Raw genomic sequence first — 25,248 nt, 5'->3', positions numbered from 1 at the left:
TATTAAGGAGTTAAGCTATGGCTGTAACTAAGCTGGTTCTGGTGCGACACGGCGAAAGCCAGTGGAACAACGAAAACCGCTTTACCGGTTGGTATGATGTTGACCTTTCTGAGAAAGGTCGTGGCGAAGCCAAATCAGCAGGTCAGCTGCTGAAGAAAGAGGGCTTTGTTTTTGATTTCGCTTACACCTCCGTACTGAAGCGTGCGATTCACACGCTGTGGAATGTGCTGGATGAGCTGGATCAGGCCTGGCTGCCGGTTGAGAAAACCTGGCGTCTGAACGAGCGTCACTACGGTGCGCTGCAGGGTCTGGATAAAGCGGAAACTGCCGCTAAATATGGCGACGAGCAGGTTAAGCAGTGGCGTCGCGGCTTTGCCGTCACCCCGCCAGAGCTGGATCGTGCAGATGAGCGTTTCCCGGGCCACGACCCGCGTTACGCGAAACTGACCCCAGAGCAGCTGCCAACCACCGAAAGCCTGGCACTGACCATCGACCGCGTTATCCCTTACTGGAACGAAACCATTCTGCCGCGCATCAAAAGCGGTGAGAAAGTGATCATTGCCGCACACGGCAACTCACTGCGTGCGCTGGTGAAATATCTGGATAACCTCGGCGAAGATGAAATCCTCGAACTGAACATCCCTACCGGCGTACCGCTGGTGTATGAGTTCGATGAAAACTTCAAACCGCTGAAACGCTACTACCTGGGCGACCAGGACGAGATTGCTGCGAAAGCCGCAGCCGTTGCGAATCAGGGTAAAGCGAAGTAATTTCTCGCTGAAATGCAAAAAGGCCAGACGAAAGTCTGGCCTTTTTTTATGCTTTAAATCTCCTGAAGCCGTGCTCAATGCTCAATGCTCAATGCTCAAAAGCACAGGGAGCACGGCCAGACTCTGTTAATGAGTCTGGATAGCCAATCAGCCGCGGCGCTGTTTAACTGCTGCCGCCAGCTGACGCAGCACCTTGTCAGTATCTTCCCAGCCGATACAGGCGTCGGTGACACTTTTACCATAGACCAGCGGCTCGCCGCTCTCCAGGCTCTGGTTGCCTTCCACCAGATGACTCTCAATCATCACACCGACAATCGCCTGCTCACCGTTGATCAGCTGCTGTGAAACATCGTCGGCCACAACCATCTGACGCTGGAACTGCTTGCTGCTGTTAGCGTGGCTGAAATCGATCATCACCTGCTGTGGCAGACCCGCTTTCGCCAGTCCCTCTTTGACCTCAGCCACATGCTGCGCGCTGTAGTTCGGCTCTTTGCCGCCGCGCAGGATGATATGACAGTCACCGTTGCCGCTGGTTTCCACAATGGCAGAGTGACCATACTTCGTCACTGACAGGAAACAGTGCGGTGAACCCGCGGCGTTAATCGCATCGATCGCGACCTTGATGGTGCCATCGGTGCCGTTTTTGAAACCGACCGGACAGGAGAGACCCGACGCCAGCTCACGGTGAACCTGAGATTCCGTGGTACGCGCACCAATCGCGCCCCAGCTCATCAGATCAGCCACATATTGCGGGGTAATCATATCCAGAAACTCGCCCGCCGCCGGTAAACCGCTGTCGTTAATCTCCAGCAGCAGCTTACGCGCCAGACGCAGACCGTCGTTGAGCTGATAGCTGTTATCCATGTACGGGTCGTTGATCAGCCCTTTCCAGCCCACCGTGGTGCGCGGCTTCTCAAAATAGACCCGCATCACCACTTCCAGCTCGCCTTTCAGCTCATCACGCAGCGCCAGCAGGCGATCGGCATACTCTTTCGCCGCTTCTGTGTCATGAATGGAGCAGGGACCAATCACCACCAGCAGGCGATCATCTTTGCCCTGCAGGATCTGATGAATCGCCTGACGGGCCTGTGAAACGGTCTGTGCAGCACGATCGGTCGCCGGGAATTTTTCGAGCAGCGCAACCGGAGGTAACAGCTCTTTAATCTCTTTGATGCGTAAGTCATCGTTCTGGTAATTCATACTGATTCCATATTATTTCTGGCCCGGCGCCCGCCGGACACAACCTGCCCAATGTAGCCCGAAGCACCAGGGGTGTAAATTCCCGCTGCGAGTAAAATGTTCGGGTCATATTTGCATTAATCAGGTTAGCGACTAGACTTTTTAATGGTAAGCACTGCGGAACGTCCCGCTTACACGATTTAATCACCCTGTTTAAGCCAACCGGCGAATTTTATTTCGTCAGGGATTTTTATTACCCGAAATTGCACCTCTGGGCTTAAAGCAACTTCATTTATTAACGGGAGCATAATGATGAAAAAGTTAGCCTTAGTTTTTTTGACAGCAGCAATGACACTGAGCAGTGGTGCAGTACTGGCCGAGGGCAGCAACAACGGTACAGCTAACCAGGCGGCAAGTGCAGGTGCAGCAGCGGGCGGAGCGAAAGAGAATCTGCCGCCAAATAAAGTTGATAACAACAAAATTAATAACACTGGCAACGACACCAATCCTGCAACCTCTGGCAGCACCACCAGCAACGGTAATATGACTGCTAACGAAATGGATCAGAACGCCCAGTGTAAAGATGGCAAATGTCCGAACATCAACAAAAAAGTTCAGACTAAAGTGGGCGGCGGTGACGTAGATACCAAAACCGACGGTACCACTCAGTAATTCTGTTTAACCCGGAGAGCTGCGGCTCTCCGGGTTTTTCTCCCCTCTGCCCCACTCTTCCGCTATGCTAATCCTGTGAAATTTACAGGGAATCCTTCATGGCCGTTTTGCTTCTGATTGACGATCATCCGCTGGTTGAAGTGGCACTTGAAGCTGCCATGAGCCAGTCACCCATTCCGGTTCAGCTCCTCTCTGCCAGCAGTGAAAAAGCCGCCCGCCCTCTGCTTCAGCAGCCGCTGGACATCATTGTGCTGGATATCGGCCTGCCGGATAGCGATGGACTGGAGTTCCTGCGTCGCCTGAAGATCCATCGTCCTGAATGCCCGGTTCTCATCTACTCCGCGCAGCAGACCCGCCACTATGTGCGTCGTGCCCAGGCGCTGGGTGCTGCCGGTTACGTGGTGAAAAGTCAGCGCATGGCGCAACTGCTCAGTGCCATCCTGGCGATATTGGGCGGGCAGACGGCGTTTCCGGAGATGGATGATGAGCCTGAACTTCCGCTGACCCAGAAAGAACGTCAGATTCTGGCACTGCTGGCCAGCGGCCTGTCCAATCTGCAAATCGCCGCCCAGCTGCACATCAGTAACAAAACGGTCAGCACCCATAAAAAGAACATTCTGGAAAAGACCGGTGCCCGCTCGGTCGTGGAACTGGCTGACCTGTGGAAAGCGCAGCAGTGAGAGTTTTTCTGCTGATGCTGCTGGTGCTGTGCGGCTCCGCGCTGGCTGAGGTCCGTCCGGTGAGCAGCGTCAATCTGCCGATGATGCTGCCGGTGACGCACGCGGAAACTATGCAGGGCAAAATCCTGCGCGTCGGCCTGCTGGAAGAGAACCACGCGCCCTGGGCGATGCGCATCGGCAACGACCTCTACGGCATCAATGCCGACTATCTTTCCGCGCTGCGACAGCTGACCGGCGCGCAGTTCACGCTCAATCTCTACAGCGATCAGCCACATCTGATGCAGGCGCTCAGCAGCGGCCAGATCGATTTCGCGCTGGGCATGTGGGTCACGCCCCTTCCAGCCGGCACCCTGAGCAGCGATAACTGGTACAGCAGCCCGCTGCGGGTCTATCGCAATCAGCAAAACCAGCGTGCCGTGATGTTTAACAGCCAGAATGCCCAACTGGCGATCAGCGACAGCACGCTGGCTCAACTGCCGCCTGCGCTGGCAGCCCGCCACAGCTGGCGACGCTACAGCAGCGACCTGCAGGCGCTCTATACCCTGCTCAATCAACAGAATGACTATGTGGTGGCGGATGAGACCAGCGCCGGTTTCCTGCTGAGCCAGCTGCAGCAGGGTCAGATTTACCAGATCGCCTCCCACATTGAGGCCGGTCAGCTCAACCTGCGTGCGGTGGCACGCGATCCCCAGCTGATCAGCTGGATTAATCAGAGCCTGCGTCAGTTGCCTGCAGAACTGATGAACACGCTGCAGGCGCGCTGGAGCAGTAATCTGCCACGCTATCAGGATACGCAGACCCTGATGCTCAGCGCCGCTGAACGCGCCTGGATTGCCGATCATCCGCGTATTACCTACACCGCCGAACCGGACAATTATCCCTGGAGCTACCGCGATGCCAGCGGAACCGCCAGAGGCTACGGCGTGGACCTGCTGAAAGCGATAGCACAGAGCACCGGGTTGCAGTTTGAGCCGGTGTGGGTCAGTAATCCACGTCAGGCCCGCGCGCTGATTGAGCAAAAACAGGCGATGCTGCAACTAATGCAGCCGCTGAACGGGGATGCGATGCAGAGCACCTCGCTGCCGGTGTGGCGCGCGCTGTGGGGCATCTACAGCATCCAGACCGAGTCACTGGCACACTGGCGCGACCTGCGTGGCAAGCGGATCGGCGTATTGCAGGATGACCTGGCGCTGCGTCTGCTGCCTGCAGATCTGCAGCCACAGCAGTTTGCCGATCGTAATAGCCTCTATGACGCGCTGGCAAAAGGGCAGATAGATGTGCTGGTCGATAACGTGCTCTCTGCCCGCTGGCGCATCGCCAGCCGCGATGATGCCCGCATCCACCTGGCCTTTGCCGCCAGTGATATCGCCTGGCCAATCGCACTGGGTGTCACACCCGATCAGCCGGTGCTGCGCTCGCTGCTGGATCGCGCTCTACAGCAAATCCCGGCCGATACCCAGAGCCAGATGCGTGACAGCTGGTCTACCCCGCCGCAGCCCGGCAGCGTGATGGTAATGGGTTCGCTGCCGATGATGGTGCTGTCGGTGGCCGGTGCGGCGATTGTGCTGCTGTTACTGCTGCTGGCGCGCCGTTACTGGCAGCAGCGCCGCGAACGTCAGCAGCGTGAACAGGCAGAGCACGCTAACGCGATGAAGAGCCAGTTTCTGGCGACCGTCAGCCATGAGCTGCGCACGCCGATGCAGGCGATCCTCGGACTGCTGGAGCTGGAGAAGCAGCAGCACAGCAGCCAGAACCTGAGGCTATTGCACAGCAGCGCACAATCGTTGCTGACCCTGCTGAACGACCTGCAGGATCATGCGCGTATCGAGAGCAACAGTTTCACTCTGGCACCCCGTCCGCTGGCGCTGGCGCAGTGGCTCAGTCAGCAGCAGCACTTTTATCATCCGTTAATGCGCGCTGATGGCCCGCGACTGATCGTCGAGGCGCTCACGCCGCTGCCTGACACGGTGCTGATCGATGCCGACCGTTTGCAGCAGGTGGTCAATAACCTGATGACCAATGCGCTGAAATTCACCCGCCACGGCGCGATTCGCCTGACTGTGGCCGCACAGGATCAACAACTGATTCTGACGGTGAGCGACAGTGGCAGCGGTATTCCGCCAGAGGAACAGCAGAAGCTGTTTGACCCGTGGTATCAGGCGCCGTCCGGAAAATCCGTTTCAGTACAGGGCAGCGGCTTGGGACTGTTCATCTGCCGGGAAATGGTGCTGCGGATGGGCGGTGACATCCGGCTAGCCTCTGAACCCGGTCACGGCACCCAGGTCACCGTGTCGTTGCCGCTGGAGATCTGCGCACCGGCAAGCCATATGGACGAGACGGCCCTGCCGGGCTTTCCACAGCTGCGGGTGGCGATTGTTGATGACCATCCGACCAATCTGCTGGTGATGCAGCAGCAGCTGGCGCGCTTTGCGATTCAGGCAGACATCTTCGAACAGGGACGCGCGCTACTGCAGGCCGATGCGCAGCAACCTTATGACCTGCTGTTTATCGACCAGATGATGCCCCGTCCTGACGGCACGCTGCTGCTGCGGATACTGCGTCGCCGTGACCGTCAGCGGGAACGTCAGGGGATGCGGGTAATCTGCTCGGCTGACGCGCAGCTGCTGTCACGACCGCTTGAGGAGCGGGAGCGGGTATTGATCAAACCGGTGCAGTTAGCCGATCTCAGCGCGCTGCTGGCAGAGTGGCAGCAGGAGTGGCAGGAAGACCCGCTGGCGTCGCTGGATGACAATCTGTGGCAGCTGGCGCAGCAGAATGACAAATTCCTCAGCCGTCTGAGCCAGACGCTGCACAGCACGGTGACGCAGGATCTGGCCGCGATGCAGGAGGCGCACGAGCGCGCGGACTGGACGCAGTTCGCCGAGGCGTCACATCGGATGAAAGGAAGCTGGTTACTGGTGGGGCTGGAGCATGGCGCGCAGCTCAGCCAGCAACTGACGGAGCAGGTAAAACAGAATCAGGACACGTCTGAGACGTGGCAATTACTGATATTATTAGCAAACAGGTTACTGAAAAAACTGGAAACTTATGGCACATACCCACACTCATAGCGGGCAGGATAGTAATCGCACGCGTCTGGCGGCCGCCTTCGGGGTGACCGTCGTCTTCATGGTTGCTGAAGTGATTGGCGGCTGGCTTTCAGGCTCACTGGCGCTGCTGGCTGACGCCGGCCATATGCTGACCGATGCTGCAGCACTGCTGATGGCCTTGCTGGCGGTTCATTTCTCACGCCGTAAACCCAATGCACGCCACACCTTTGGCCTGCTACGTCTGACCACGGTAGCGGCATTTGTTAACGCGATTGCGCTGCTGGGCATCACTGCGCTGATCGTCTGGGAAGCGGTACGTCGCTTTGCCGACCCGCAGCCGGTGACCGGCGGACTGATGCTGGGGATCGCGATTGGTGGCCTGCTGGCCAATATTCTGTCGTTCTGGCTGCTGCATCACGGCAGCGGCGAGAAGAACCTCAACGTCCGGGCCGCAGCGCTGCATGTGATGGGTGACCTGCTCGGGTCAGTGGGCGCGATTGTGGCGGCGGTGATCATCCTGCTGACCGGCTGGACGCCCATCGACCCGATTCTGTCGTTGCTGGTGTCACTGCTGGTGCTGTGCAGCGCCTGGTCGCTGCTGCGTGAGAGTCTGCAGGAGTTACTTGAAGGGGCACCGCATTCACTGGATGTGAACAAGCTGACACGGGATCTCACCCTGAACATCGCCGAGGTGCGCAATGTTCACCATGTGCATCTGTGGCAGGTGGGCGAAAAGCCGATGCTGACGCTGCATGCGCAGGTGATCCCGCCTTACGATCACGATGCGCTGCTGCATCGCATTCATGACTATCTGCGCGAGAACTATCAGATTGCGCACGCGACGGTGCAGATGGAGTACCAGCCCTGTGCCGGCGCCGAGTGTGAACTCGGCTTAAGCAGCGCGGCCGGCCATGACCACAGTCATTCTGACGACCATGATCATGACCACGCTCACGCTAAAGGCGAAGCGCACACTCACTGAGCCGACAGCGCGCGGGAACCCTGTTGCCGCGCGCTGCGGATCCACATACGTGATCCGTTCAGCGCAATCAGCGTCAGAATCACATACTCCAGCGACATCGCATAGACACCCTGGCGGGCGAAGATCATCACGCTAATCACGTTGATGATGACCCACAGCAGCCAGTTCTCAACATATTTGCGCGTCATCAGCACCATCGCCGCAATCGACAACACCATCATGCAGGAGTCCCAGAACGGGAAAGCATCCGGCTGCAGCACAGGCATCGCCACCGACAGGCCAAGGCCATTCATCAGCGTCACCGCCGCACGGGTTAACAGCGCAAATACCGGATCGATGTAGAGGGTCATCAGCGCAATCGCAATGATACAGCCCGCCGTCCAGGCCAGCGCTTTGGGCAGCGGCAGCCAGCGGATTTTCAGCGCCGCCTGGTGATCCTCGGTCTGACGACTCCAGGCGTACCAGCCATAGATATTGGCCGCAAAGAAGAAGAGCTGCAGCAGCAGGCTGGCGTAGAGCTGAATCTGAAAGAAGATCACCGCGAACAGCGTGACGTTAATCAGGCCGAACGGATAGTTGATGATTTTTTCTAAGCTGGCAAACCAGATACAGAGTAAGCCTGCCAGCGTGCCGATGGCCTCGATCCATGAGAGATCGTAGCCTCCGGCACCCAGCGGAATGTGAACCAGAATATTATGTGTGCTGAAGAAATCCATGCAGAGCACCTGTCCGGGAACGCTTAGGCGTTGCCCTTCACGTTGAGTTTAAGTTCCGCTGCAAAGGATAGCATGCGATTAAGCGGCAGTAACGCCGCCTCTCGCAGCGTCTCATCCACCTGAATCTCATGTTCCAGCCCACCCGTCTCCAGCGCCTCTGCGATGGCTTTAAGGCCGTTCATGGCCATCCATGGACAGTGAGCACAGCTGCGGCAGGTTGCGCCCTCGCCGGCTGTCGGCGCTTCCAGCAGCTCTTTATCCGGCACCGCCTGCTGCATTTTGTAGAAGATGCCACGATCGGTCGCCACAATCATCTGCGGATGCGGCAGGGATTTCGCGGCCTGAATCAGCTGGCTGGTCGAGCCAACCGCGTCGGCCAGATCGACAATCGCCTGCGGTGACTCAGGATGCACCAGCACCGCTGCGTCGGGATAGAGCGCTTTCATGCGCTGCAGCGCCTGGGTTTTGAACTCGTCATGCACAATGCAGGCACCCTGCCAGCAGAGCACGTCCGCACCCGACTTCTGGGTGACGTAGCGGCCCAGATGACGATCCGGTGCCCAGATGATCTTTTCGCCCAGGCTATCGAGATGCTCAATCAGCTCAACCGCAATGCTGGAGGTCACCACCCAGTCGGCCCGCGCTTTGACAGCCGCCGAGGTGTTGGCATAGACCACCACGGTGCGATCGGGATGCGCATCGCAGAAGGCGTTAAACTCTTCGATTGGACAGCCGAGGTCCAGTGAGCACTCCGCCTGCAGAGTCGGCATCAACACGGTTTTTTCGGGACTGAGGATTTTGGCGGTTTCGCCCATAAAGCGCACGCCTGCCACCAGCAGCGTGGTAGCTGAATGATTGCTGCCGAAACGCGCCATCTCCAGCGAGTCAGAAACGCAGCCGCCGGTCTCTTCCGCCAGCGCCTGGATTTCCGGATCGGTGTAGTAGTGTGCCACCATCACCGCGTTACGCGCCTTCAGCAGCGCTTTGACTTTCTCACGGTAAAACGCCTTCTCGTCATCATTCAGGCGGGCGGGTTTAGGCGGGAAAGGATAAACGGCGCTTTCAGGATCGAACATCACACTCATGACACAGCTCTCGTTTTGTCTAATTAACGAAAATCGCCTGATAAGGCGAATAATGGCGATGAATCCGCCGTCGTGTTTTATATGCTAAACACGATAGCGGAAAAGCCACACTGTGTCGTGAGATATTTACTCTGGCTGTATCACTGCACCCACCCTGCCCGGCTGCGTTTCATCCGCCAGCACCAGCGGTTTCTGCGGCGCTTCCAGTGCCAGCAGGAAGGCTTTGATATCCAGCCCGCCCGCAAAGCCGGTCAGCTTGCCGTTGGAACCGATCACGCGATGGCACGGCGCGACAATAGAGAGTGGATTACGACCGTTGGCCGCGCCAACCGCTCGCACCGCCAGTGGATGGCCGATCTCCCTGGCAATCTGGCTGTAGCTGCGGGTCTCACCAAACGGGATCGCCACTAGCGCCTGCCAGACTTTTTTCTGAAATTCGGTGCCGACCATGTCGAGCGGCAGCTCAAAACAGCGACGCGCACCGGTAAAGTACTCGCTGAGCTGACGCTCGGTTTCGATCAGAATGGGATGATCGTCATCGCGCGTTTGCGGCAAAAACCGGGTGCGTTTCGGATCGTCGTTTTCCCACAAAATCCCCGCCAGGCCGCTATCGCTGGCGACCAGTTTAAGTTCGCCCACCGGGGTAACTATCGGTTTGAAGTAGTACATGGTGATTCTCCCGTCACGATTCCGTCACCCAGTATCGCACTTTTCATCAGCCTGACTGGCTGTTTTCGGTCATGGCTATAAACTGTTGTGCTGTCCGAAAACAGCCAGTCTGCCGGGATTCACCGGTGTAGGCTGCGCTTATTTACCGGAGAAATGCCATGCTTGATCCCGACATTGCCTATCAGGCGCTGACCTCTCGTGACACCCGCTTTGACGGCGTTTTCTTTGTGGGCGTGACCTCAACCGGTATCTACTGCCGTCCGATCTGCCCGGTTAAAGCGCCGATGCAGAAGAACTGCCTTTTCTTTAACAGCGCAGAGGCGGCCGAGAAAGCGCGCTTCCGACCCTGCCTGCGCTGCCGGCCTGAGCTGGCTCCTGGCAATGCGCCAGTCGATCAGCCGCATCGCGTGGCGGAGCAGCTGATTCAGCGCATCGAAGAAGGCGTGCTGGAAGAGCGCGAAGGCCTGGAGGCGATTGCCGCTGAATTCGGTCTCAGCCTGCGTCAGCTGCGCCGCATCGTCCAGCATGAACTCGGCGTCTCGCCACTCGAACTGAAGCAGACGCGACGCATGCTGCTGGCCAAGCAGCTGCTGACAGAGACGCAACTACCGGTCACAGAGGTCGCCTACACCAGCGGCTTCAGCAGCCTGCGCCGTTTTAATGATGTGTTCCAGGCGCGCTATCGCATGACGCCGAGCGCGCTGCGGCGTGACGATACCGGCACGAAACGTGCGCAACCCGGCGACCGCGTGACGCTGCGGCTGGCCTATCGCCCTCCTTATGACTGGGCGGCGATGCTCTGGTTTTTGCAGACGCACCTGATGAAAGAGGTCGAGGCGGTGGAAGATGGCTGCTGGCGACGCACCGTGGCGCTGGGAAATTATCGGGGCTGGGTCAGTGTTTCCCATCTGCCGCAGAAGAACGCGCTGCAGGTAACGCTCTCCACCTCGCTGACGCCGGTTCTGCCTCTGCTGCTGCGCCGTCTGCGCGACCTGTTCGATCTCGACGCGCAGCCGCAGCGTATCGCCGTCTGTCTGGCTCAGGACCCGCTGCTGGCACCCAGCCTGATCGCACATCCGGGTCTGCGTGTGCCTGGCGCCTTCGACGCCTTCGAACTGGGCGTGCGATCCATTATCGGACAGCAGGTGACGGTCAAAGCGGCCACCACTGTCAGCAGCCGTTTTGCCGCCGCCTTTGGCGAGCCCTGTGAAACGCCCTTTGCCGATCTGACCCGCTACACCGCGCAACCTGATCGCATCGCCGGACTGACGGTGGACGACGTTGCGCCGATGGGAATTGTCAGCGCCGCCCGCTCCCGCGCCATCATCGCCTTTGCCAGCGCCTGCGCCAGCGGCGATCTGCGTCTCAGCGCCGCGCAGCCGCCTGATGAGGTGATAAAAAAGCTGGTCAGCCTGCCTGGCATTGGTCCCTGGACCGCGCACTACATCGCGATGCGCGCTCTGCGCTGGCCGGATGCGTTTCCCAAAGAGGATATCGCCATCCGTAATAACCTGGGCGGCCTGTCATCCAAAGAAGCGGAAGCGCGCTCGCAATCCTGGCGCCCCTGGCGCAGCTATGCGGTGATGCATATCTGGGAGAGCCTGGCGGTGGCGAAGGTAAAGAAAAAGGCGTGACGGAGGATACAGGGCAACTCACCCCGCAACGCAAAAGCAAATGAGCAGGGAACCCGGTCAGAGGAGGAAAGCATCCTGCGCCATTATCGCCAGTAGCGCGTTTAGACGGCTGAGAAAGCTAAATCAGCTTTAATCCCCCAAGCAACGCAGAAGCCCGACGTGCAGGAAACACGGTCAGAAGAGGAAAGCGTCCCGCGCCAGGACGGCGCGGGCCGAGCGTGTCATGGATGACGGCTTTTGCGTCTTTCCGATCTGACCGTGTTCTCTGCGCAGGCTGGATCTCATAGCGATACAGGCCAGGATTGACCACTATCTTAAATGCCAGATGCATTGTGCTTTTAAGCAGATACCGCAGAAACGAAAAAAGCGCCTTAAAGGCGCTTCTTTCTTAATTGGTGGGTCGTGCAGGATTCGAACCTGCGACCAATTGATTAAAAGTCAACTGCTCTACCAACTGAGCTAACGACCCGCTGGGGGCTTACAACCGTTCAGCGCGCCAGGCGGCTGAGATAAGATGGTGGGTCGTGCAGGATTCGAACCTGCGACCAATTGATTAAAAGTCAACTGCTCTACCAACTGAGCTAACGACCCATCTTAGGTTGTGAAGCAATGCTGAAGTGTTCTTCTTAAAACCGCGCGGTAAAAGCGCGTCTGAAGGAGATGGTGGGTCGTGCAGGATTCGAACCTGCGACCAATTGATTAAAAGTCAACTGCTCTACCAACTGAGCTAACGACCCATCTTCAGGCTTGCCAGACACTTTTCAATGTGTCCCGGCAACGGCGGCATATATTACTGATTTAGCGGGGTAGCGCAACTCTTATTTCTGCTAAATGCTTCAGTTGCTTACCTTTCATACGGCAAGACCAGAAATCACACGATATCTGGTCTGAACCGGACAAATTACAGGCCACTCAGACGTTTCTGAGCTTGTTTAGCAGATTCGGTGTCTGGATAAAGTTTGATCACCTGCTGGAAGACCGCTTTGGCTTTCGCCGTGTCTTTTTTCTCCTGCATGATCACACCTACTTTCAACAACGCTTCTGCAGCTTTCGGCGACTTCGGATAGTTTTTCACTACCGTGGCGTAATAATAAGCCGCGTCGTCCTTTTTGCCTTTGTTGTAGTTCAGCTGACCCAGCCAGTAATTCGCATTCGGCTGATAGGTCGAATCAGGGTAACGTTTTACCCACGCCTGAAGCGCACTGATCGCCTGGTCATACTGTTTCTTCTCCAGAATCAGCGCCACAGCCGCATTGTAGTCGCTGTTAGCATCGCCGGTCTGCGCGGGGGCGCTTCCCGTTGATGCTGCTGCGCCTGCGGTTGCTGCTGCGCCTGTATCCGCTGCGGCATCGCTACCGGCTGCCTGTTGCCCGCCGCTGCTGCTGGCGCTGCTCAGCGTGTCAATCTGCTGGTAAAGCTGCTTCTGCCGCTCAACCACCTGATTCAACTGATACGTGTTTTGCTGGATTTGCCCACGCAGCGCATCGATATCACGCTGGTTATCGCTCATCTGCTGCTGCAATTGCTGCATCAGCTGTGCCTGGGCATTAGAGATTCGTTCAAGAGTGGTGACACGGTCTTCGACCGAGCCGGAGCCAACGCTACTGATTGACGCTTGGGCATTAGCGGCCCAGGGGGCCGCTACGCCAATCAGTAACGACAGACTCAACAGATGACGTCTGAAGTTACTAACCATGTGATTCTCTTAGTAGACCAGAACGGCACGACGGTTTTTAGAATACGCTGCTTCGTCATGACCCAGAACGGCTGGCTTCTCTTTACCGTAAGAAACGATAGACATCTGATCAGCCGACACGCCTTTGCCCTGCAGGTACATTTTAACTGCGCTGGCACGACGTTCGCCCAGGGCGATGTTGTATTCCGGCGTACCGCGCTCATCCGCATGACCTTCGATGGTCACTTTGTATGATGGGTTGCTGCGCAGGAAGGTCGCGTGCTGATCCAGCATCTGTGCGTAATCAGACTGAACGTCATACTTGTCCAGGCCGAAGTACACGATGTTGTTCTGCTGCAGCTGCTGCATCTGCAGACGAGCCTGCTCGTCAGAAGACATGTTGCCGCCGTTGCCGTTCATGCCAGAATTTGCACCGTATGCGCCATCAGCGCCTGAGCCAGTCTGGTCATTGTTGTTGTTCTTGTGTGAGCTACAAGCCGCTACTGCCAGAACCGGCAGAGCCAGCATCAAACCCTTCAGCACTTTGTTCAGTTGCATTTCAAAAATCCCATTATTGTTTATTGTTTGCGATGTCTGAATTGTCAGACATTACAGATACGGCGACCAGGCAGGAAATTTGACCTGTCCATCAGTTGCCGGAAGACGCGCTTTGAAACGGCCGTCGGTTGAAACCAACTGCAACACGGAACCCATACCCTGAGTAGAGCTGTAGATTACCATCGTGCCGTTTGGTGCCAGGCTCGGCGTTTCATCCAGGAACGTGTCCGTTAACGTTTGAACGGCTCCCGTTTCCAGATCCTGTTTGGCGACGTGTTGAGCACCACCGTTGGTGCTAATCATCACCATAGATTTACCATCTGTTGCGACATCCGCATCCTGGTTCTGACCACCTTCCCAGGTAATACGCTGTGGCGTGCCGCCATTCAGACCGACTTTATAAATCTGAGGGGCACCCGCCTGATCGGAGGTATAAGCCAGTGTCTGGCTGTCCGGGAACCAGGTCGGTTCAGTACTGTTATAACGACCATCCGTCACCTGACGCGTCTGACCTGAGGCCAGATCCATCACATACAGATTCAGGCTACCGGTTTTAGAAAGCGCGAAAGCGAGCTTAGAGCCATCTGGCGAAAATGCCGGAGCACCGTTATGACGCGGATAAGAGGCGACCTGACGGATTGCACCGTTAGACAGCGTCTGAACCACCAGCGCAGATTTGCCGCTTTCAAAGGTCACGTAGGCCACTTTGCTGCCATCCGGAGACCAGGCTGGCGACATCAGTGGCTGTGGTGAACGATGCACGACGAACTGGTTATATCCATCGTAGTCAGCTACGCGCAGTTCATACGGGAACTGGCCGCCGTTGGTCTGCACGACATAGGCGATGCGAGTACGGAAAGCACCCTTAATGCCTGTCAGCTTCTGGAACGTTTCGTCACTGGCAGTATGAGCGGCATAACGCAGCCACTGCTTAGTCACTTTATACGAGTTCTGTGCCAGCACCGTACCCGGCGCACCGCCGGTATCGACCAGCTGGTAAGAGACCTGATAGCTGCCATCCGGGTTTGACGCGACCTGGCCGACGACAACGGCGTCGATGCCGAGTGCGCTCCAGGCGGCAGGCTGAACTTCCTGCGCGCTGGTTGGCTGCTGTGGCAGACGTGAGCGATCCAGTGGATTAAATTTGCCACTGTTGCGCAGGTCAGCCGCTACGATGCCGCCGACATCTTCCGGCGCTGCGCCAGAACCGGCCCATTTAAACGGCACCACGCCAATCGGGCGCGCGGTGTTAACACCCTGGGTGATCTCAATTCGAACTTCTGCATGCAGCATGGCTGCCCACAGCAGGATAAAAAAGCCTAACGTAACGCGAAGAGCTTGCTTCATTTTATCTCCCTTATCTGAACCTCAGTCCACGATAATTGGCACTGTTCCTGGAAACCACGAGTACAACATAAGTACGGCAAGCTAAACATAGATCAACTTGCCGACCGTGACTGCATTATTGCGGTTTAAAACGCATCGGGGCGTTTTTAAACACTTCGTAGACCGCCTGCGAAGGCGGCTTCGGAATACGTGCCTGTTTGGCGGCAGCAATCGCGGCCTGACAGAGCGCGGGATCGCCACCCTCTGACTTAACATCAATCAACAAGCCATCAGGCGCAAGTTTAATCCGCAAATCACAGGTTTTTCCGCGATACAGATCGGCATCGTAGAATCGGCTCTGAATCGCACTCACGACCTGACCCAGGTAGGAGTTGATTTCCGCGCCCGATGCACCCGCTTTCTTCTGGTTGCCCTGCCCTGCTGCGCCACCTGAGGTGCCGCTTTTCGGTGCATTTTTACCGGAAGTGAGTCCACCCAGCAAATCATCCACATCGCTGTCATTGGCCGCATCGGCGGCCGCTTTCGCTTTGGCATCTGCTTTGGCTTTAGCGGCGGCATCGGCCTTCGCTTTGGCTGCTGCATCGGCTTTCGCTTTTGCAGCCGCTTCTGCCTTCTCTTTAGCGGCCTCTTTGGCCGCCTCAGCTTTCTCTTTGGCAGCCTCTTTAGCAGCTTCAGCTTTCTCTTTCGCGGCTTCAGCAGCTTTCTCTTTTGCCGCCTCTGCTGCTTTTTCTTTGGCTTCTGCGGCTTTCGCTTTCGCTTCTTCGGCCGCTTTGGCTTTGGCATCCGCAGCCGCTTTCACTTTGGCCTCAGCCGCCGCTTTAGCATCCGCTTCAGATTTTGCCTTCGCTTCCGCAACGGCTTTCTCTTTTGCTGCAGCAGCAGCAGCGGCTTTCGCCTGCTGATCAGCCTGCTTTTTTGCTTCAGCCGCGGCTTGCTTAGCCTGCTCAGCGCTCGCTTTAGCCTGGGCATCCGCCTGAGCTTTAGCATCTGCCTGAGCTTTGGCTGCCGCCGCTTCAGCGGTTTTCTGCTGTTCCTGAGCCTGTTTCGCGGCCTCTTCAGCCGCTTTCTGCTGCTCAGCCTGCTGTTTAGCTTCTTCTTTCGCGGTTTCCTGCGCGGCTAAACGCTCTTTCTCCAGCGCTTTCAGACGCTGCTGTTCAGCCGCCTGTTTCTGTTGCAGCTCTTCAGCCTGCTGCTGCGCCTGCTTTTTACGCTGCTGCTCAGCCCGCTGGCTGTCGCTCTGCTGGTTCTGCTGACGATTGTATTGACTCACGACGGCTCCGGGATCGACCATCACTGCATCAATATCGCTGCCTCCGCCACCCGCACTGCTGGGGTCAACGTGCTCATTAAACGAGCTCCAAATCAGCAGCGCGATCAGCACGATATGCAGAATCACCGAAATGATTATCGCGCGCTTTAACTTCTCGTTTTGCTCGGTTGCCTTCGACACACTCGGTTCCCAAAAAACGGTTCGATTTTAAATCGGCTGCGTCATCAAACCGACAGATTTAACACCCGCCTGGTGCAGCAGGTTGAGCGCTTTAATAATTTCATCGTAAGGCACTTCTTTCGCACCCCCGATCAAAAAGACCGTCTTAGGATTCGCTTCCAGTCGACGCTGCGCTTCGCTGATCACCTGCTCTGGCGGGAGCTGATCCATACGATCGTGATCCACCACCAGGCTGTACTGCCCAACACCCGCCACTTCAACAATCACCGGCGGGTTATCATCGCTGGAAACAGTTTTAGAGTCGGTCGCATCAGGCAGATCCACTTCCACGCTCTGGGTAATAATGGGCGCCGTTGCCATGAAGATCAGCAGCAGCACCAACAGGACGTCCAGTAGCGGAACGATGTTGATTTCCGACTTCAGGTCGCGGCGTTTGCGACCACGTACTCTGGCCATCATTAACCTCTATTTACTTAGCGCTATCGCTGGAGAAAGCCTGGCGATGCAGAATGGCAGTGAACTCTTCCATGAAGTTGTCGTAGCCCTGCTCCAGTTTGTTCACGCGCTGGTTCAGACGGTTGTACGCCATTACCGCCGGAATCGCCGCAAACAGACCGATCGCGGTCGCGATCAGTGCTTCTGCGATACCGGGTGCCACCATCTGCAGCGTCGCCTGCTTCACCGCGCCCAGCGCGATAAAGGCGTGCATGATCCCCCAGACGGTACCGAACAGCCCGATATAAGGACTGATTGAACCGACGGTGCCGAGGAACGGAATGTGGTTTTCCAGCGCTTCCAGCTCACGGTTCATAGAGATGCGCATCGCACGACTGGCACCCTCAATGACCGCTTCGGGCGCATGACTATTCGCGCGATGCAGGCGGGCGAACTCTTTAAAGCCGGAGTAGAAAATCTGCTCCGAACCGCCCAGCTCTTCCCGGCGCTCCTGGCTCTCCTGATACAGGCGAGAGAGTTCGATGCCGGACCAGAATTTGTCTTCAAATGCCTCAGCTTCTCTTCCCGCCGCATTCAGAATACGTGTGCGCTGAATAATGATGGCCCAGGAGGCAATAGAAAAGCCGATCAAAATCAACATGATAAGTTTGACCAGAAGGCTCGCCTTCAGGAACAAATCAAGAATGTTCATGTCAGTCACTGCTTGAACTCCGCGACAATAGACTTGGGAAGCGCAATCGGCTTCATTAGATGAGGGTTAATGCAGGCAATCAGGACTTCTGCCTCATTGAGCACTTTGCCTTCAGTATTCACGATACGCTGAGTGAACGTCATGGTAGCCCGGGTCATTGAGGTGACCTCGCTCTGGATCTCCAGAAGGTCATCAAGACGCGCCGCCGCAAGATAGTCCACCGTTATGCGCCGCACCACAAAAGCGATCTGCTGTTCTAACAGCGTCTGCTGATTGAAATGGTGCTGTCGCAACATTTCGGTACGTGCTCGTTCATAAAAAGCGATATAGCTGGCGTGATAAACCACACCACCGGCATCAGTATCTTCGTAGTAGACACGAACCGGCCAGCGAAACAGCGTTGTACTCACTCTACATCCCGGCCTCGTTTTAAACGTTGCTACTATACGCAAGAGAATTGGGGTTGGGAATGGCTCGTCAGAGCCAGGTGAAAATAATTATCGCTCCGTAACAAATGGAACGATTTCAGGGAGATTTATTGACCAGACGCTGACAAATATTCACTGACAGCGTCGGTGAGGCGGGGTGTTAAAGGTAAAAACGGTAAAGCGCAATCAATAGCACCAGCATGGCGGGTAACGGACTAAACAGCGCCTGCCATCGGGTTTGCTGTGGCCGGAAGCCCACACCGTGGATCACGCCACTGCAGACTGCCCAGATCAGCACCAGACCTTGCAGCGCGGGTAACTGACCCGCATGGTTAGCAAAGCGGGTCGGATCCCACATCACGCCGCCGGCCGTCAGCAGCGCCAGCAGCAGTGAAAGGGCCCGTAACGGGCCCTTATCCATCAGATCATACAGCATCCGAATTGGCGTACGCATCAGTGCGTCTCATCCTGCGCTTCAACGTGTTCAATCGCCAGCGCGGTCACGATACCAAAGGCACAGGCCAGCAACGTGCCGAGAATCCAGGCAAAATACCACATGCGACATCTCCTTGATTAATAAAGTGAGTGACTGTTGCTTTCAATATGCTCTTTGGTGATACGACCAAACATCTTCCAGTAGCACCAGGTGGTGTAAATCAGAATGATCGGCACAAAGATAGCGGCGGCAACGGTCATCGTTTGCAGCGTCAGCAGGCTGGACGTTGCATCCCACATCGTCAGGCTGATTCCTGGCACGGTGCTGGATGGCATGATGAACGGGAACATCGCAATGCCGGCGGTCATGATGACGCAGGCCAGCGTCAGTGAGGAGAACAGGAACGCCCAGGCGCCCTTCTCAACCCGCGAGCAGAGTATGGTCAGCAGCGGCAGCACAGCGCCCAGCAGCGGGAACAGCCACAGCACAGGATGGTTCTGGAAGTTCACCATCCAGGCACCCGCTTCGCGCACCACGGTTTTACCCAGTGGGTTTGAGGCGGCGAAGTGATCCATCGTGCTGGTCACTACATAGCCATCGATACCATATTTCACCCAGACACCCGCCAGGATGAAGCAAACCATCATCACCAGCGCGGCAAGTTGAGCGGCAGTGCGTGAACGCAGATGCAGTTCGCCGGTCGTGCGCATCTGCAGATAGGTTGCGCCCTGTGCCAGAATCATCGCCACGCTGACCACACCGGCCAGCAGACCAAACGGATTCAGCAGCTGGAAGAAGTTGCCGGTGTAGAACAGGCGCAGATACTCATCGGCATGGAACGGTACGCCCTGCAACAGGTTGCCAAACGCCACGCCAATCACCAGCGGCGGCACGAAGCTGCCAATGAAAATGCCCCAGTCCCAGGCACCGCGCCAGCGGTTGTCTTCAATCTTCGAGCGGTAATCAAAGCCGACCGGACGGAAGAACAGCGATGCGAGCACCAGAATCATCGCCACGTAGAAACCTGAGAAGGCCGCCGCGTAGACCATCGGCCAGGCGGCAAACAGTGCTCCACCGGCGGTGATCAGCCAGACCTGGTTGCCGTCCCAGTGCGGGGCGATACTGTTAATCATGATGCGACGTTCAGTATCGGTGCGGCCCAGAATGCGCGTCATCATGCCGACGCCCATATCAAAACCATCTGCGACGGCAAAGCCGATCAGCAGCACGCCAATCAACAGCCACCAGACAAAGCGCAGAACTTCATAATCAAACATGGTCGCTCTCCTTATCCCTGAACCGGTTGAGTGGTTGCCGTAATCTGCTCATGATGGTAACGCCCGGTTTTCAGGCTACTCGGCCCAAGGCGGGCGAATTTGAACATCAGGTACATCTCAGCCACCAGGAACAGCGTGTAGAGTCCGCAGATCAGGATCATCGAGAACAGCAGATCGCCAACGGTCAGAGAAGAGTTCGCCACGGCGGTCGGCAGAACTTCACCGATAGCCCAGGGCTGACGACCATATTCCGCCACGAACCAGCCTGATTCGATCGCGATCCATGGCAGCGGAATACCAAACAGCGCCGCTTTCAGTAACCAGCGATTTTTTCCGATGCGGTTACGCAACACGCTCCAGAAGGCCAGCGCGATAATGCCCAGCAGCAGGACACCACACAGCACCATGATACGGAAGGCGAAATAAAGCGGCGCAACACGCGGGATAGAGTCCTGCGTCGCCTGCTTGATCTGCGCTTCAGTCGCATCCGCCACGTTATCGGTATAGCGTTTCAGCAGCAGACCGTAACCGAGATCCTGCTTGTGACTGTTGAATGCGTCACGTACCGCCTGATCCTGGCTGCCGCCGCGCAGTTCATTCAGCAGGGCATAGGCTTTCATGCCGTTGCGGATCCGCACTTCATGCTGAGCCATCAGTTCTTTCAGACCGGTCACCGGCGTATCGGTTGATCGGGTAGCGATCAGGCCCAGCAGCCAGGGGATCTGAATAGCGTACCGGTTTTCCTGAGTTGCCTGATCAGGCAGGCCAAACAGCGTAAATGACGCCGGAGCCGGCTGGGTTTCCCACTCGGCTTCGATAGCCGCCAGCTTGGTTTTCTGCACGTCCCCCATTTCGTAACCGGACTCATCACCCAGCACGATCACTGACAGCACCGCCGCCATGCCAAAACTGGCCGCAATGGCGAACGAGCGTTTAGCAAAGGCGAAGTCACGACCTTTCAGCATGTACCAGGCGCTGATGCCCATGATAAACATCGCACCGGTGGTGTATCCGGCCGCAACGGTGTGAACGAATTTTACCTGCGCCACCGGGTTCAGCACCAGCTCAGAGAAGCTGACCATCTCCATGCGCATGGTTTCGAAGTTGAACTCAGAGGCGATGGGGTTCTGCATCCAGCCGTTGGCGACCAGAATCCACAGCGCAGACATATTCGAGCCCAGCGCTACCAGCCAGGTCACCGCCATGTGCTGCACTTTACCGAGGCGATCCCAGCCAAAGAAGAACAGGCCGACAAAGGTCGATTCCAGGAAGAACGCCATCAGACCTTCAATGGCGAGCGGCGCGCCGAAGATATCGCCGACGTAGTGAGAGTAATATGACCAGTTCGTCCCGAACTGAAATTCCATGGTCAGGCCGGTAGCAACACCCAGCGCAAAGTTAATACCAAATAACTTGCCCCAGAACTTCGTCATATCTTTATAAATTTGTTTGCCGCTCAGGACATATACCGTTTCCATGATCGCCAGCAAAAACGCCATACCCAGCGTTAAAGGGACGAACAGAAAATGGTACATCGCCGTTAAGGCAAACTGTAACCGCGACAGCTCGACGATATCTAACATAAGGACTCCTTGCTCCTCGCTTTGTCTCCGTCACGCGCGCGATCAGATCGAACGTAATCAGAGTCAGGAACGACTGTTTATTGATTCCAGTTTTTTATTACCAGCAGAACAGATCTGTGAGCTGCCCGAAAAGGCGAGTAGCGAATGAAGCAGCTCTGAAAATTGTCAATCCGCGCTTTCATTAACGCGTGCTTTAACAGGAGGAAAGTGGGTGTCATCCCGGGTTGAGCAGACGTTTGAAAATTTGTGTAAAAGGCTGGATTGATGCAGCGCAATTTACGCCTTTAGCGTCGCGCTTTGCCAGAGATATAGTTGGATATAAAACGTGATTTATTGATCTGGATTAACGTAATAAGTTTCCAGATAGAGTCAGGTGGGTTTCTTGTTAATGAGATGTCATTAATGAAATAAGGCGTGAAAAAATAGTTTACCTTTGCCACTTTTTCTTAACGTAATGATCCGCGAGCAGGTTATTTAACAGCACCCTCTTCTCTTTAGCTGTCTGCGTTATGCCCATGAGTAATCAGCATAAAAAAAGCCACCCGGAGGTGGCTTAGTTTCAGATGACGCTGACTTATTTAATCGGTAATACGGCTTTAACCGCGTCACCGATGTCCGCCAGGCTGCGAACGGTCTTCACGCCTGCCGCTTCCAGCGCAGCAAATTTCTCATCTGCTGTGCCTTTACCACCGGCAATGATGGCGCCCGCATGGCCCATACGCTTGCCTTTCGGCGCGGTCACGCCAGCAATGTAGCCCACAACCGGTTTGGTCACGTGCTCTTTAATGAAAGCTGCCGCTTCTTCTTCTGCGCTACCGCCGATCTCACCGATCATCACGATAACTTCAGTCTGTGGATCGTCCTGGAACATTTTCAGGATGTCGATGAAGTTAGAGCCTGGGATCGGGTCACCACCGATGCCGACGCAGGTTGACTGGCCGTAGCCGATGTCAGTGGTCTGCTTAACCGCTTCATAGGTCAGGGTGCCTGAACGGGAGACGATACCGACACGGCCCGGCTGGTGAATGTGGCCCGGCATGATGCCGATCTTACATTCACCTGGGGTGATAACACCCGGGCAGTTTGGACCGATCATCCGCACGCCTGCTTCATCCAGCTTCACTTTCACGGTCAGCATATCCAGCGTCGGGATACCTTCGGTGATGGTGATGATCAGTTTGATGCCCGCTTCGATCGCTTCCAGGATGCCATCTTTACAGAATGGTGCAGGTACGTAGATCACGGTGGCGGTTGCGCCAGTCGCTTCTACGGCTTCGCGCACGGTGTTGAACACCGGCAGGCCGAGGTGAGTCGTGCCGCCTTTGCCTGGCGTTACGCCGCCAACCAGCTGGGTGCCGTAAGCCAGCGCCTGCTCAGAATGGAACGTCCCCTGGCCACCGGTGAAACCCTGGCAAATGACTTTGGTGTTTTTGTCGATCAGAATGGACATTATTTACCCTCCGCGGCAGCAACAACACGCTGTGCGGCGTCTGTCAGGCTGGTTGCTGCAATGATGTTCAGACCGCTGTCCGCCAGTTTCTGGGCGCCCAGCTCGGCGTTGTTACCTTCCAGACGTACCACGACTGGCACGTTCACACCCACTTCAGCGACTGCGCCGATGATGCCGTCGGCAATCAGGTCACAGCGTACGATACCGCCGAAGATGTTAACGAACACGGCTTTAACCGCATCGTCAGACAGGATGATTTTGAAGGCTTCGGTCACGCGCTCTTTGGTTGCGCCGCCGCCGACATCAAGGAAGTTGGCTGGCTGACCGCCGTGGTGCTTAACGATGTCCATGGTGCCCATCGCCAGACCTGCGCCGTTAACCATACAACCGATGTTGCCTTCCAGCGCAACATAGTTCAGTTCCCACTGTGTCGCATGTGCTTCACGGGGATCTTCCTGGCTTGGATCGCGCATTTCGCGCAGCTCTGGCTGACGGAACAGGGCATTGCCATCGGCACCCAGTTTGCCATCCAGGCAGATCAGATCGCCCTGCTTAGTGATCACCAGCGGGTTGATCTCAACCATCGCCAGATCGCGCTCCAGGAACAGGGTCGCCAGACCCATGAAGATCTTAGTGAACTGTCCAACCAGCTTGCCGGTCAGGCCAAGTTTGAACGCCAGCTCACGGCCCTGATAAGGCTGCGGGCCAGTCAGGGGATCCAGCGCCATTTTGTGGATCAGGTGCGGGGTCTCTTCCGCCACTTTTTCAATTTCCACGCCGCCTTCAGTGGAGGCCATGAAAATCACGCGACGTGTTGCGCGATCGACCACAGCGCCCAGGTAGAGCTCCTGATCGATATCGGTCGCAGCTTCAACCAGAATCTGGTTTACCGGCTGGCCGTTTGCATCTGTCTGATAGGTCACCAGGCGTTTGCCCAGCCAGTTCTCAGCAAAGGCGCGAATCTCTTCTTTGCTGTTAACCACTTTCACACCGCCCGCTTTACCGCGGCCACCGGCATGAACCTGACATTTAACTACCCACGGGCCTGCGCCAATTTTAGAGGCTGCTTCTTCCGCTTCACGTGGTGTAGTGCAGGCGTAACCCGTTGGTGCCGGCATGCCATACCGTGCAAACAGTTGTTTCGCCTGGTATTCGTGTAAGTTCATGATGTTCTATCCATTCAGGTCTGAAAAGAGTATTGAGGTTGGGCGCGCGAGGCGCGCCCGGTGAAAATCAGACATCCAGCAGCAGACGCGCCGGATCTTCCAGCATCTCTTTCACTGCAACCAGATAACCAACTGATTCACGGCCATCGATCAGACGGTGGTCGTAGGAGAGCGCCAGATACATCATTGGCAGCACCACGACCTGACCATTGACCGCCATCGGGCGATCCTTGATGGCGTGCATGCCCAGGATGGCGCTCTGCGGTGGGTTGATGATCGGGGTAGACATCAGTGAACCAAAGACGCCGCCGTTGGTAATGGTGAAGTTACCGCCGGTCAGATCTTCTACTGTCAGCTTGCCGTCACGGCCTTTCACTGCCAGCTCTTTGATTTTCTTCTCGATGTCCGCCATGCTCAGCGCATCAACGTCACGCAGGACCGGTGTAACCAGACCACGTGGCGTAGAAACCGCAATGCTGACGTCGAAGTAGTTGTGGTAAACCACATCTTCCCCATCGATTGACGCATTCACTTCCGGATAGCGTTTCAGCGCTTCAACAACCGCTTTGATGTAGAAGGACATAAAGCCCAGACGTACACCGTGACGCTTCTCGAACGCCTCACCATACTGCTTACGCAGATCCATGATGGGCTTCATGTTGATTTCGTTGAAGGTGGTCAGCATCGCAGTGCTGTTCTTCGCTTCCAGCAGACGCTCAGCAACACGCTTACGCAGACGCGTCATCGGCACGCGTTTTTCGCTGCGGTTAGCCACTGGCTGCTGTGGTGCAGCAGCAGCAGCTGGCGCGGCAGCTTTGGCAGCCTGCGGCTTATTGGCCAGATGTTTTTCAACATCTTCACGGGTCAGACGTCCGCCAACACCGCTGCCTTTGATCTGCGAGGCATCGAGATTATGCTCTGCAATCAGGCGGCGGATAGCCGGGCTGAGTGCATCGTTGCTCTCTTCTTCCAGTGACGCGGTCTGACGCTGAGCCGGGGTAGACTCTTTGCTTTCAGACTTCGCGCTGCTCTCTTTACCTGCGCTGTTGCCTTCTTTCAAACGACCCAGGATCTGGCGGGAAGTGACAGTGGCGCCCTCTTCTTCCAGAACCGCTTCCAGGATACCGTCAGCAGAGGCTGGCACTTCCAGCACCACTTTGTCGGTTTCAATTTCGACCAGCACTTCATCGCGAGTGACTGCATCGCCTGGTTTTTTGTGCCAGGTTGCCACTGAGGCATCGGCAACCGATTCAGGCAGGTCGGGAACGAGAATATCTACGCTACTCATTATCTT

General features: G+C 56.4%; 24 protein-coding genes and 3 tRNA genes. 6 read left to right on the top strand and 21 right to left on the bottom strand.

All coding sequences use genetic code 11. The features are described 5' to 3' along the window. The first annotated feature begins 17 nt into the window (after positions 1–17). Positions 18–770, top strand: a complete 753-nt coding sequence (gene gpmA, locus ACN1CO_RS01705) for a 2,3-diphosphoglycerate-dependent phosphoglycerate mutase (protein WP_283545943.1) — start codon at positions 18–20, stop codon at positions 768–770. 147 nt (positions 771–917) lie between these two features. Here gpmA and aroG read toward each other — a convergent pair whose 3' ends face one another. Further along, positions 918–1,970, bottom strand: a complete 1,053-nt coding sequence (gene aroG, locus ACN1CO_RS01700) for a 3-deoxy-7-phosphoheptulonate synthase AroG (protein ID WP_419137184.1) — start codon at positions 1,968–1,970, stop codon at positions 918–920. 288 nt (positions 1,971–2,258) lie between these two features. Between aroG and ACN1CO_RS01695 the strand changes: the two genes are divergently transcribed. The 4 genes from ACN1CO_RS01695 (at position 2,259) to zitB (ending at position 7,333) form a co-directional block, all read left to right on the top strand. Further along, the gene (locus ACN1CO_RS01695; protein WP_419137182.1) at positions 2,259–2,621 is read left to right on the top strand and encodes a YbgS-like family protein; all 363 of its coding nucleotides are present in this window, start codon (positions 2,259–2,261) and stop codon (positions 2,619–2,621) included. Between the two features lie 98 nt (positions 2,622–2,719). Next, positions 2,720–3,301, top strand: a complete 582-nt coding sequence (locus tag ACN1CO_RS01690; protein WP_419137180.1) for a response regulator — start codon at positions 2,720–2,722, stop codon at positions 3,299–3,301. Positions 3,302–3,315: 14 nt separating this feature from the next. Continuing rightward, the gene (locus ACN1CO_RS01685) at positions 3,316–6,372 is read left to right on the top strand and encodes an ATP-binding protein (RefSeq protein ID WP_419138951.1); all 3,057 of its coding nucleotides are present in this window, start codon (positions 3,316–3,318) and stop codon (positions 6,370–6,372) included. Beyond that, positions 6,350–7,333: a CDF family zinc transporter ZitB gene (gene zitB / locus ACN1CO_RS01680; RefSeq protein ID WP_419137178.1), complete on the top strand. Its 984-nt coding sequence runs from the start codon at positions 6,350–6,352 to the stop codon at positions 7,331–7,333. Before ACN1CO_RS01685 ends, zitB begins: the two co-directional genes overlap by 23 nt. Here the strand turns inward: zitB and pnuC are convergent. The 3 genes from pnuC to ACN1CO_RS01665 all read right to left on the bottom strand — a co-directional run bounded on the left by pnuC (position 7,327) and on the right by ACN1CO_RS01665 (position 9,803). Beyond that, entirely contained in the window at positions 7,327–8,049 is a 723-nt protein-coding gene (gene pnuC, locus ACN1CO_RS01675) for a nicotinamide riboside transporter PnuC (RefSeq protein WP_419137176.1), read from the bottom strand. The two genes, zitB and pnuC, sit on opposite strands and share 7 nt — an antisense overlap. A 23-nt stretch (positions 8,050–8,072) precedes the next feature. Then, positions 8,073–9,134, bottom strand: a complete 1,062-nt coding sequence (gene nadA / locus ACN1CO_RS01670) for a quinolinate synthase NadA (RefSeq protein ID WP_419137174.1) — start codon at positions 9,132–9,134, stop codon at positions 8,073–8,075. 126 nt (positions 9,135–9,260) lie between these two features. After that, positions 9,261–9,803 (bottom strand): methylated-DNA--[protein]-cysteine S-methyltransferase, encoded by a 543-nt coding sequence (locus ACN1CO_RS01665; RefSeq protein ID WP_419137173.1) that lies wholly within the window; start codon positions 9,801–9,803, stop codon positions 9,261–9,263. 158 nt (positions 9,804–9,961) lie between these two features. Here ACN1CO_RS01665 and ACN1CO_RS01660 point away from each other — a divergent pair, with 158 nt between their 5' ends. Next, complete coding sequence (locus ACN1CO_RS01660; protein WP_419137171.1) at positions 9,962–11,437, top strand: AlkA N-terminal domain-containing protein; 1,476 nt, start codon at positions 9,962–9,964, stop codon at positions 11,435–11,437. 393 nt (positions 11,438–11,830) lie between these two features. Here ACN1CO_RS01660 and ACN1CO_RS01655 read toward each other — a convergent pair. The 17 genes from ACN1CO_RS01655 to odhB form a co-directional block, all read right to left on the bottom strand. Beyond that, positions 11,831–11,906: transfer RNA gene (locus ACN1CO_RS01655), tRNA-Lys, on the bottom strand. 46 nt (positions 11,907–11,952) lie between these two features. Continuing rightward, a tRNA-Lys gene (locus tag ACN1CO_RS01650) sits at positions 11,953–12,028 on the bottom strand. A 70-nt stretch (positions 12,029–12,098) separates the two neighbouring features. Then, positions 12,099–12,174, bottom strand: a tRNA-Lys gene (locus tag ACN1CO_RS01645). A gap of 164 nt (positions 12,175–12,338) precedes the next feature. Next, positions 12,339–13,133: a cell division protein CpoB gene (cpoB, locus tag ACN1CO_RS01640; protein ID WP_090962902.1), complete on the bottom strand. Its 795-nt coding sequence runs from the start codon at positions 13,131–13,133 to the stop codon at positions 12,339–12,341. A gap of 9 nt (positions 13,134–13,142) precedes the next feature. Beyond that, a complete protein-coding gene (pal, locus tag ACN1CO_RS01635; protein WP_090962904.1) occupies positions 13,143–13,670 on the bottom strand; it encodes a peptidoglycan-associated lipoprotein Pal in 528 nt (175 codons plus the stop codon). A 51-nt stretch (positions 13,671–13,721) separates the two neighbouring features. Beyond that, positions 13,722–15,017 (bottom strand): Tol-Pal system beta propeller repeat protein TolB, encoded by a 1,296-nt coding sequence (gene tolB / locus ACN1CO_RS01630; protein WP_313701731.1) that lies wholly within the window; start codon positions 15,015–15,017, stop codon positions 13,722–13,724. 115 nt (positions 15,018–15,132) lie between these two features. Next, the gene (tolA, locus tag ACN1CO_RS01625; RefSeq protein ID WP_419137168.1) at positions 15,133–16,467 is read right to left on the bottom strand and encodes a cell envelope integrity protein TolA; all 1,335 of its coding nucleotides are present in this window, start codon (positions 16,465–16,467) and stop codon (positions 15,133–15,135) included. Positions 16,468–16,494: 27 nt separating this feature from the next. Next, a complete protein-coding gene (tolR, locus tag ACN1CO_RS01620; protein ID WP_003853140.1) occupies positions 16,495–16,923 on the bottom strand; it encodes a colicin uptake protein TolR in 429 nt (142 codons plus the stop codon). Positions 16,924–16,936: 13 nt separating this feature from the next. Then, complete coding sequence (tolQ, locus tag ACN1CO_RS01615; RefSeq protein ID WP_090962944.1) at positions 16,937–17,623, bottom strand: Tol-Pal system protein TolQ; 687 nt, start codon at positions 17,621–17,623, stop codon at positions 16,937–16,939. Continuing rightward, complete coding sequence (gene ybgC, locus ACN1CO_RS01610; RefSeq protein ID WP_003853144.1) at positions 17,620–18,024, bottom strand: tol-pal system-associated acyl-CoA thioesterase; 405 nt, start codon at positions 18,022–18,024, stop codon at positions 17,620–17,622. The genes tolQ and ybgC overlap by 4 nt, the downstream gene beginning before the upstream one ends. A 178-nt stretch (positions 18,025–18,202) precedes the next feature. After that, positions 18,203–18,496 carry a cyd operon protein YbgE gene (gene ybgE / locus ACN1CO_RS01605; RefSeq protein WP_419137165.1) on the bottom strand — a complete coding sequence of 98 codons (294 nt, stop codon included), beginning with the start codon at positions 18,494–18,496 and terminating at the stop codon, positions 18,203–18,205. Further along, positions 18,496–18,600 (bottom strand): cytochrome bd-I oxidase subunit CydX, encoded by a 105-nt coding sequence (gene cydX / locus ACN1CO_RS01600; RefSeq protein ID WP_013357150.1) that lies wholly within the window; start codon positions 18,598–18,600, stop codon positions 18,496–18,498. Before cydX ends, ybgE begins: the two co-directional genes overlap by 1 nt. Positions 18,601–18,615: 15 nt before the next feature. Further along, positions 18,616–19,755: a cytochrome d ubiquinol oxidase subunit II gene (cydB, locus tag ACN1CO_RS01595; protein ID WP_419137163.1), complete on the bottom strand. Its 1,140-nt coding sequence runs from the start codon at positions 19,753–19,755 to the stop codon at positions 18,616–18,618. Positions 19,756–19,766: 11 nt separating this feature from the next. Further along, positions 19,767–21,338, bottom strand: coding sequence for a cytochrome ubiquinol oxidase subunit I (gene cydA, locus ACN1CO_RS01590; protein WP_419137161.1), 1,572 nt, complete (start codon positions 21,336–21,338; stop codon positions 19,767–19,769). 574 nt (positions 21,339–21,912) lie between these two features. Beyond that, positions 21,913–22,788: a succinate--CoA ligase subunit alpha gene (sucD, locus tag ACN1CO_RS01585; RefSeq protein ID WP_090962952.1), complete on the bottom strand. Its 876-nt coding sequence runs from the start codon at positions 22,786–22,788 to the stop codon at positions 21,913–21,915. Then, a complete protein-coding gene (sucC, locus tag ACN1CO_RS01580) occupies positions 22,788–23,954 on the bottom strand; it encodes an ADP-forming succinate--CoA ligase subunit beta (protein ID WP_003853151.1) in 1,167 nt (388 codons plus the stop codon). Before sucC ends, sucD begins: the two co-directional genes overlap by 1 nt. Before the next feature lie 67 nt (positions 23,955–24,021). After that, positions 24,022–25,242, bottom strand: a complete 1,221-nt coding sequence (odhB, locus tag ACN1CO_RS01575; protein ID WP_419137158.1) for a 2-oxoglutarate dehydrogenase complex dihydrolipoyllysine-residue succinyltransferase — start codon at positions 25,240–25,242, stop codon at positions 24,022–24,024. Positions 25,243–25,248: the final 6 nt, after the last annotated feature.

Origin of the sequence: Pantoea sp. R13S299, assembly GCF_048515925.1 — a bacterium.
In the GTDB taxonomy this organism is placed as follows: Bacteria; Pseudomonadota; Gammaproteobacteria; order Enterobacterales; family Enterobacteriaceae; genus Pantoea.
Note: the sequence above shows the minus strand (reverse complement) of the source record. Positions and strands in the feature narration are given on the sequence as shown.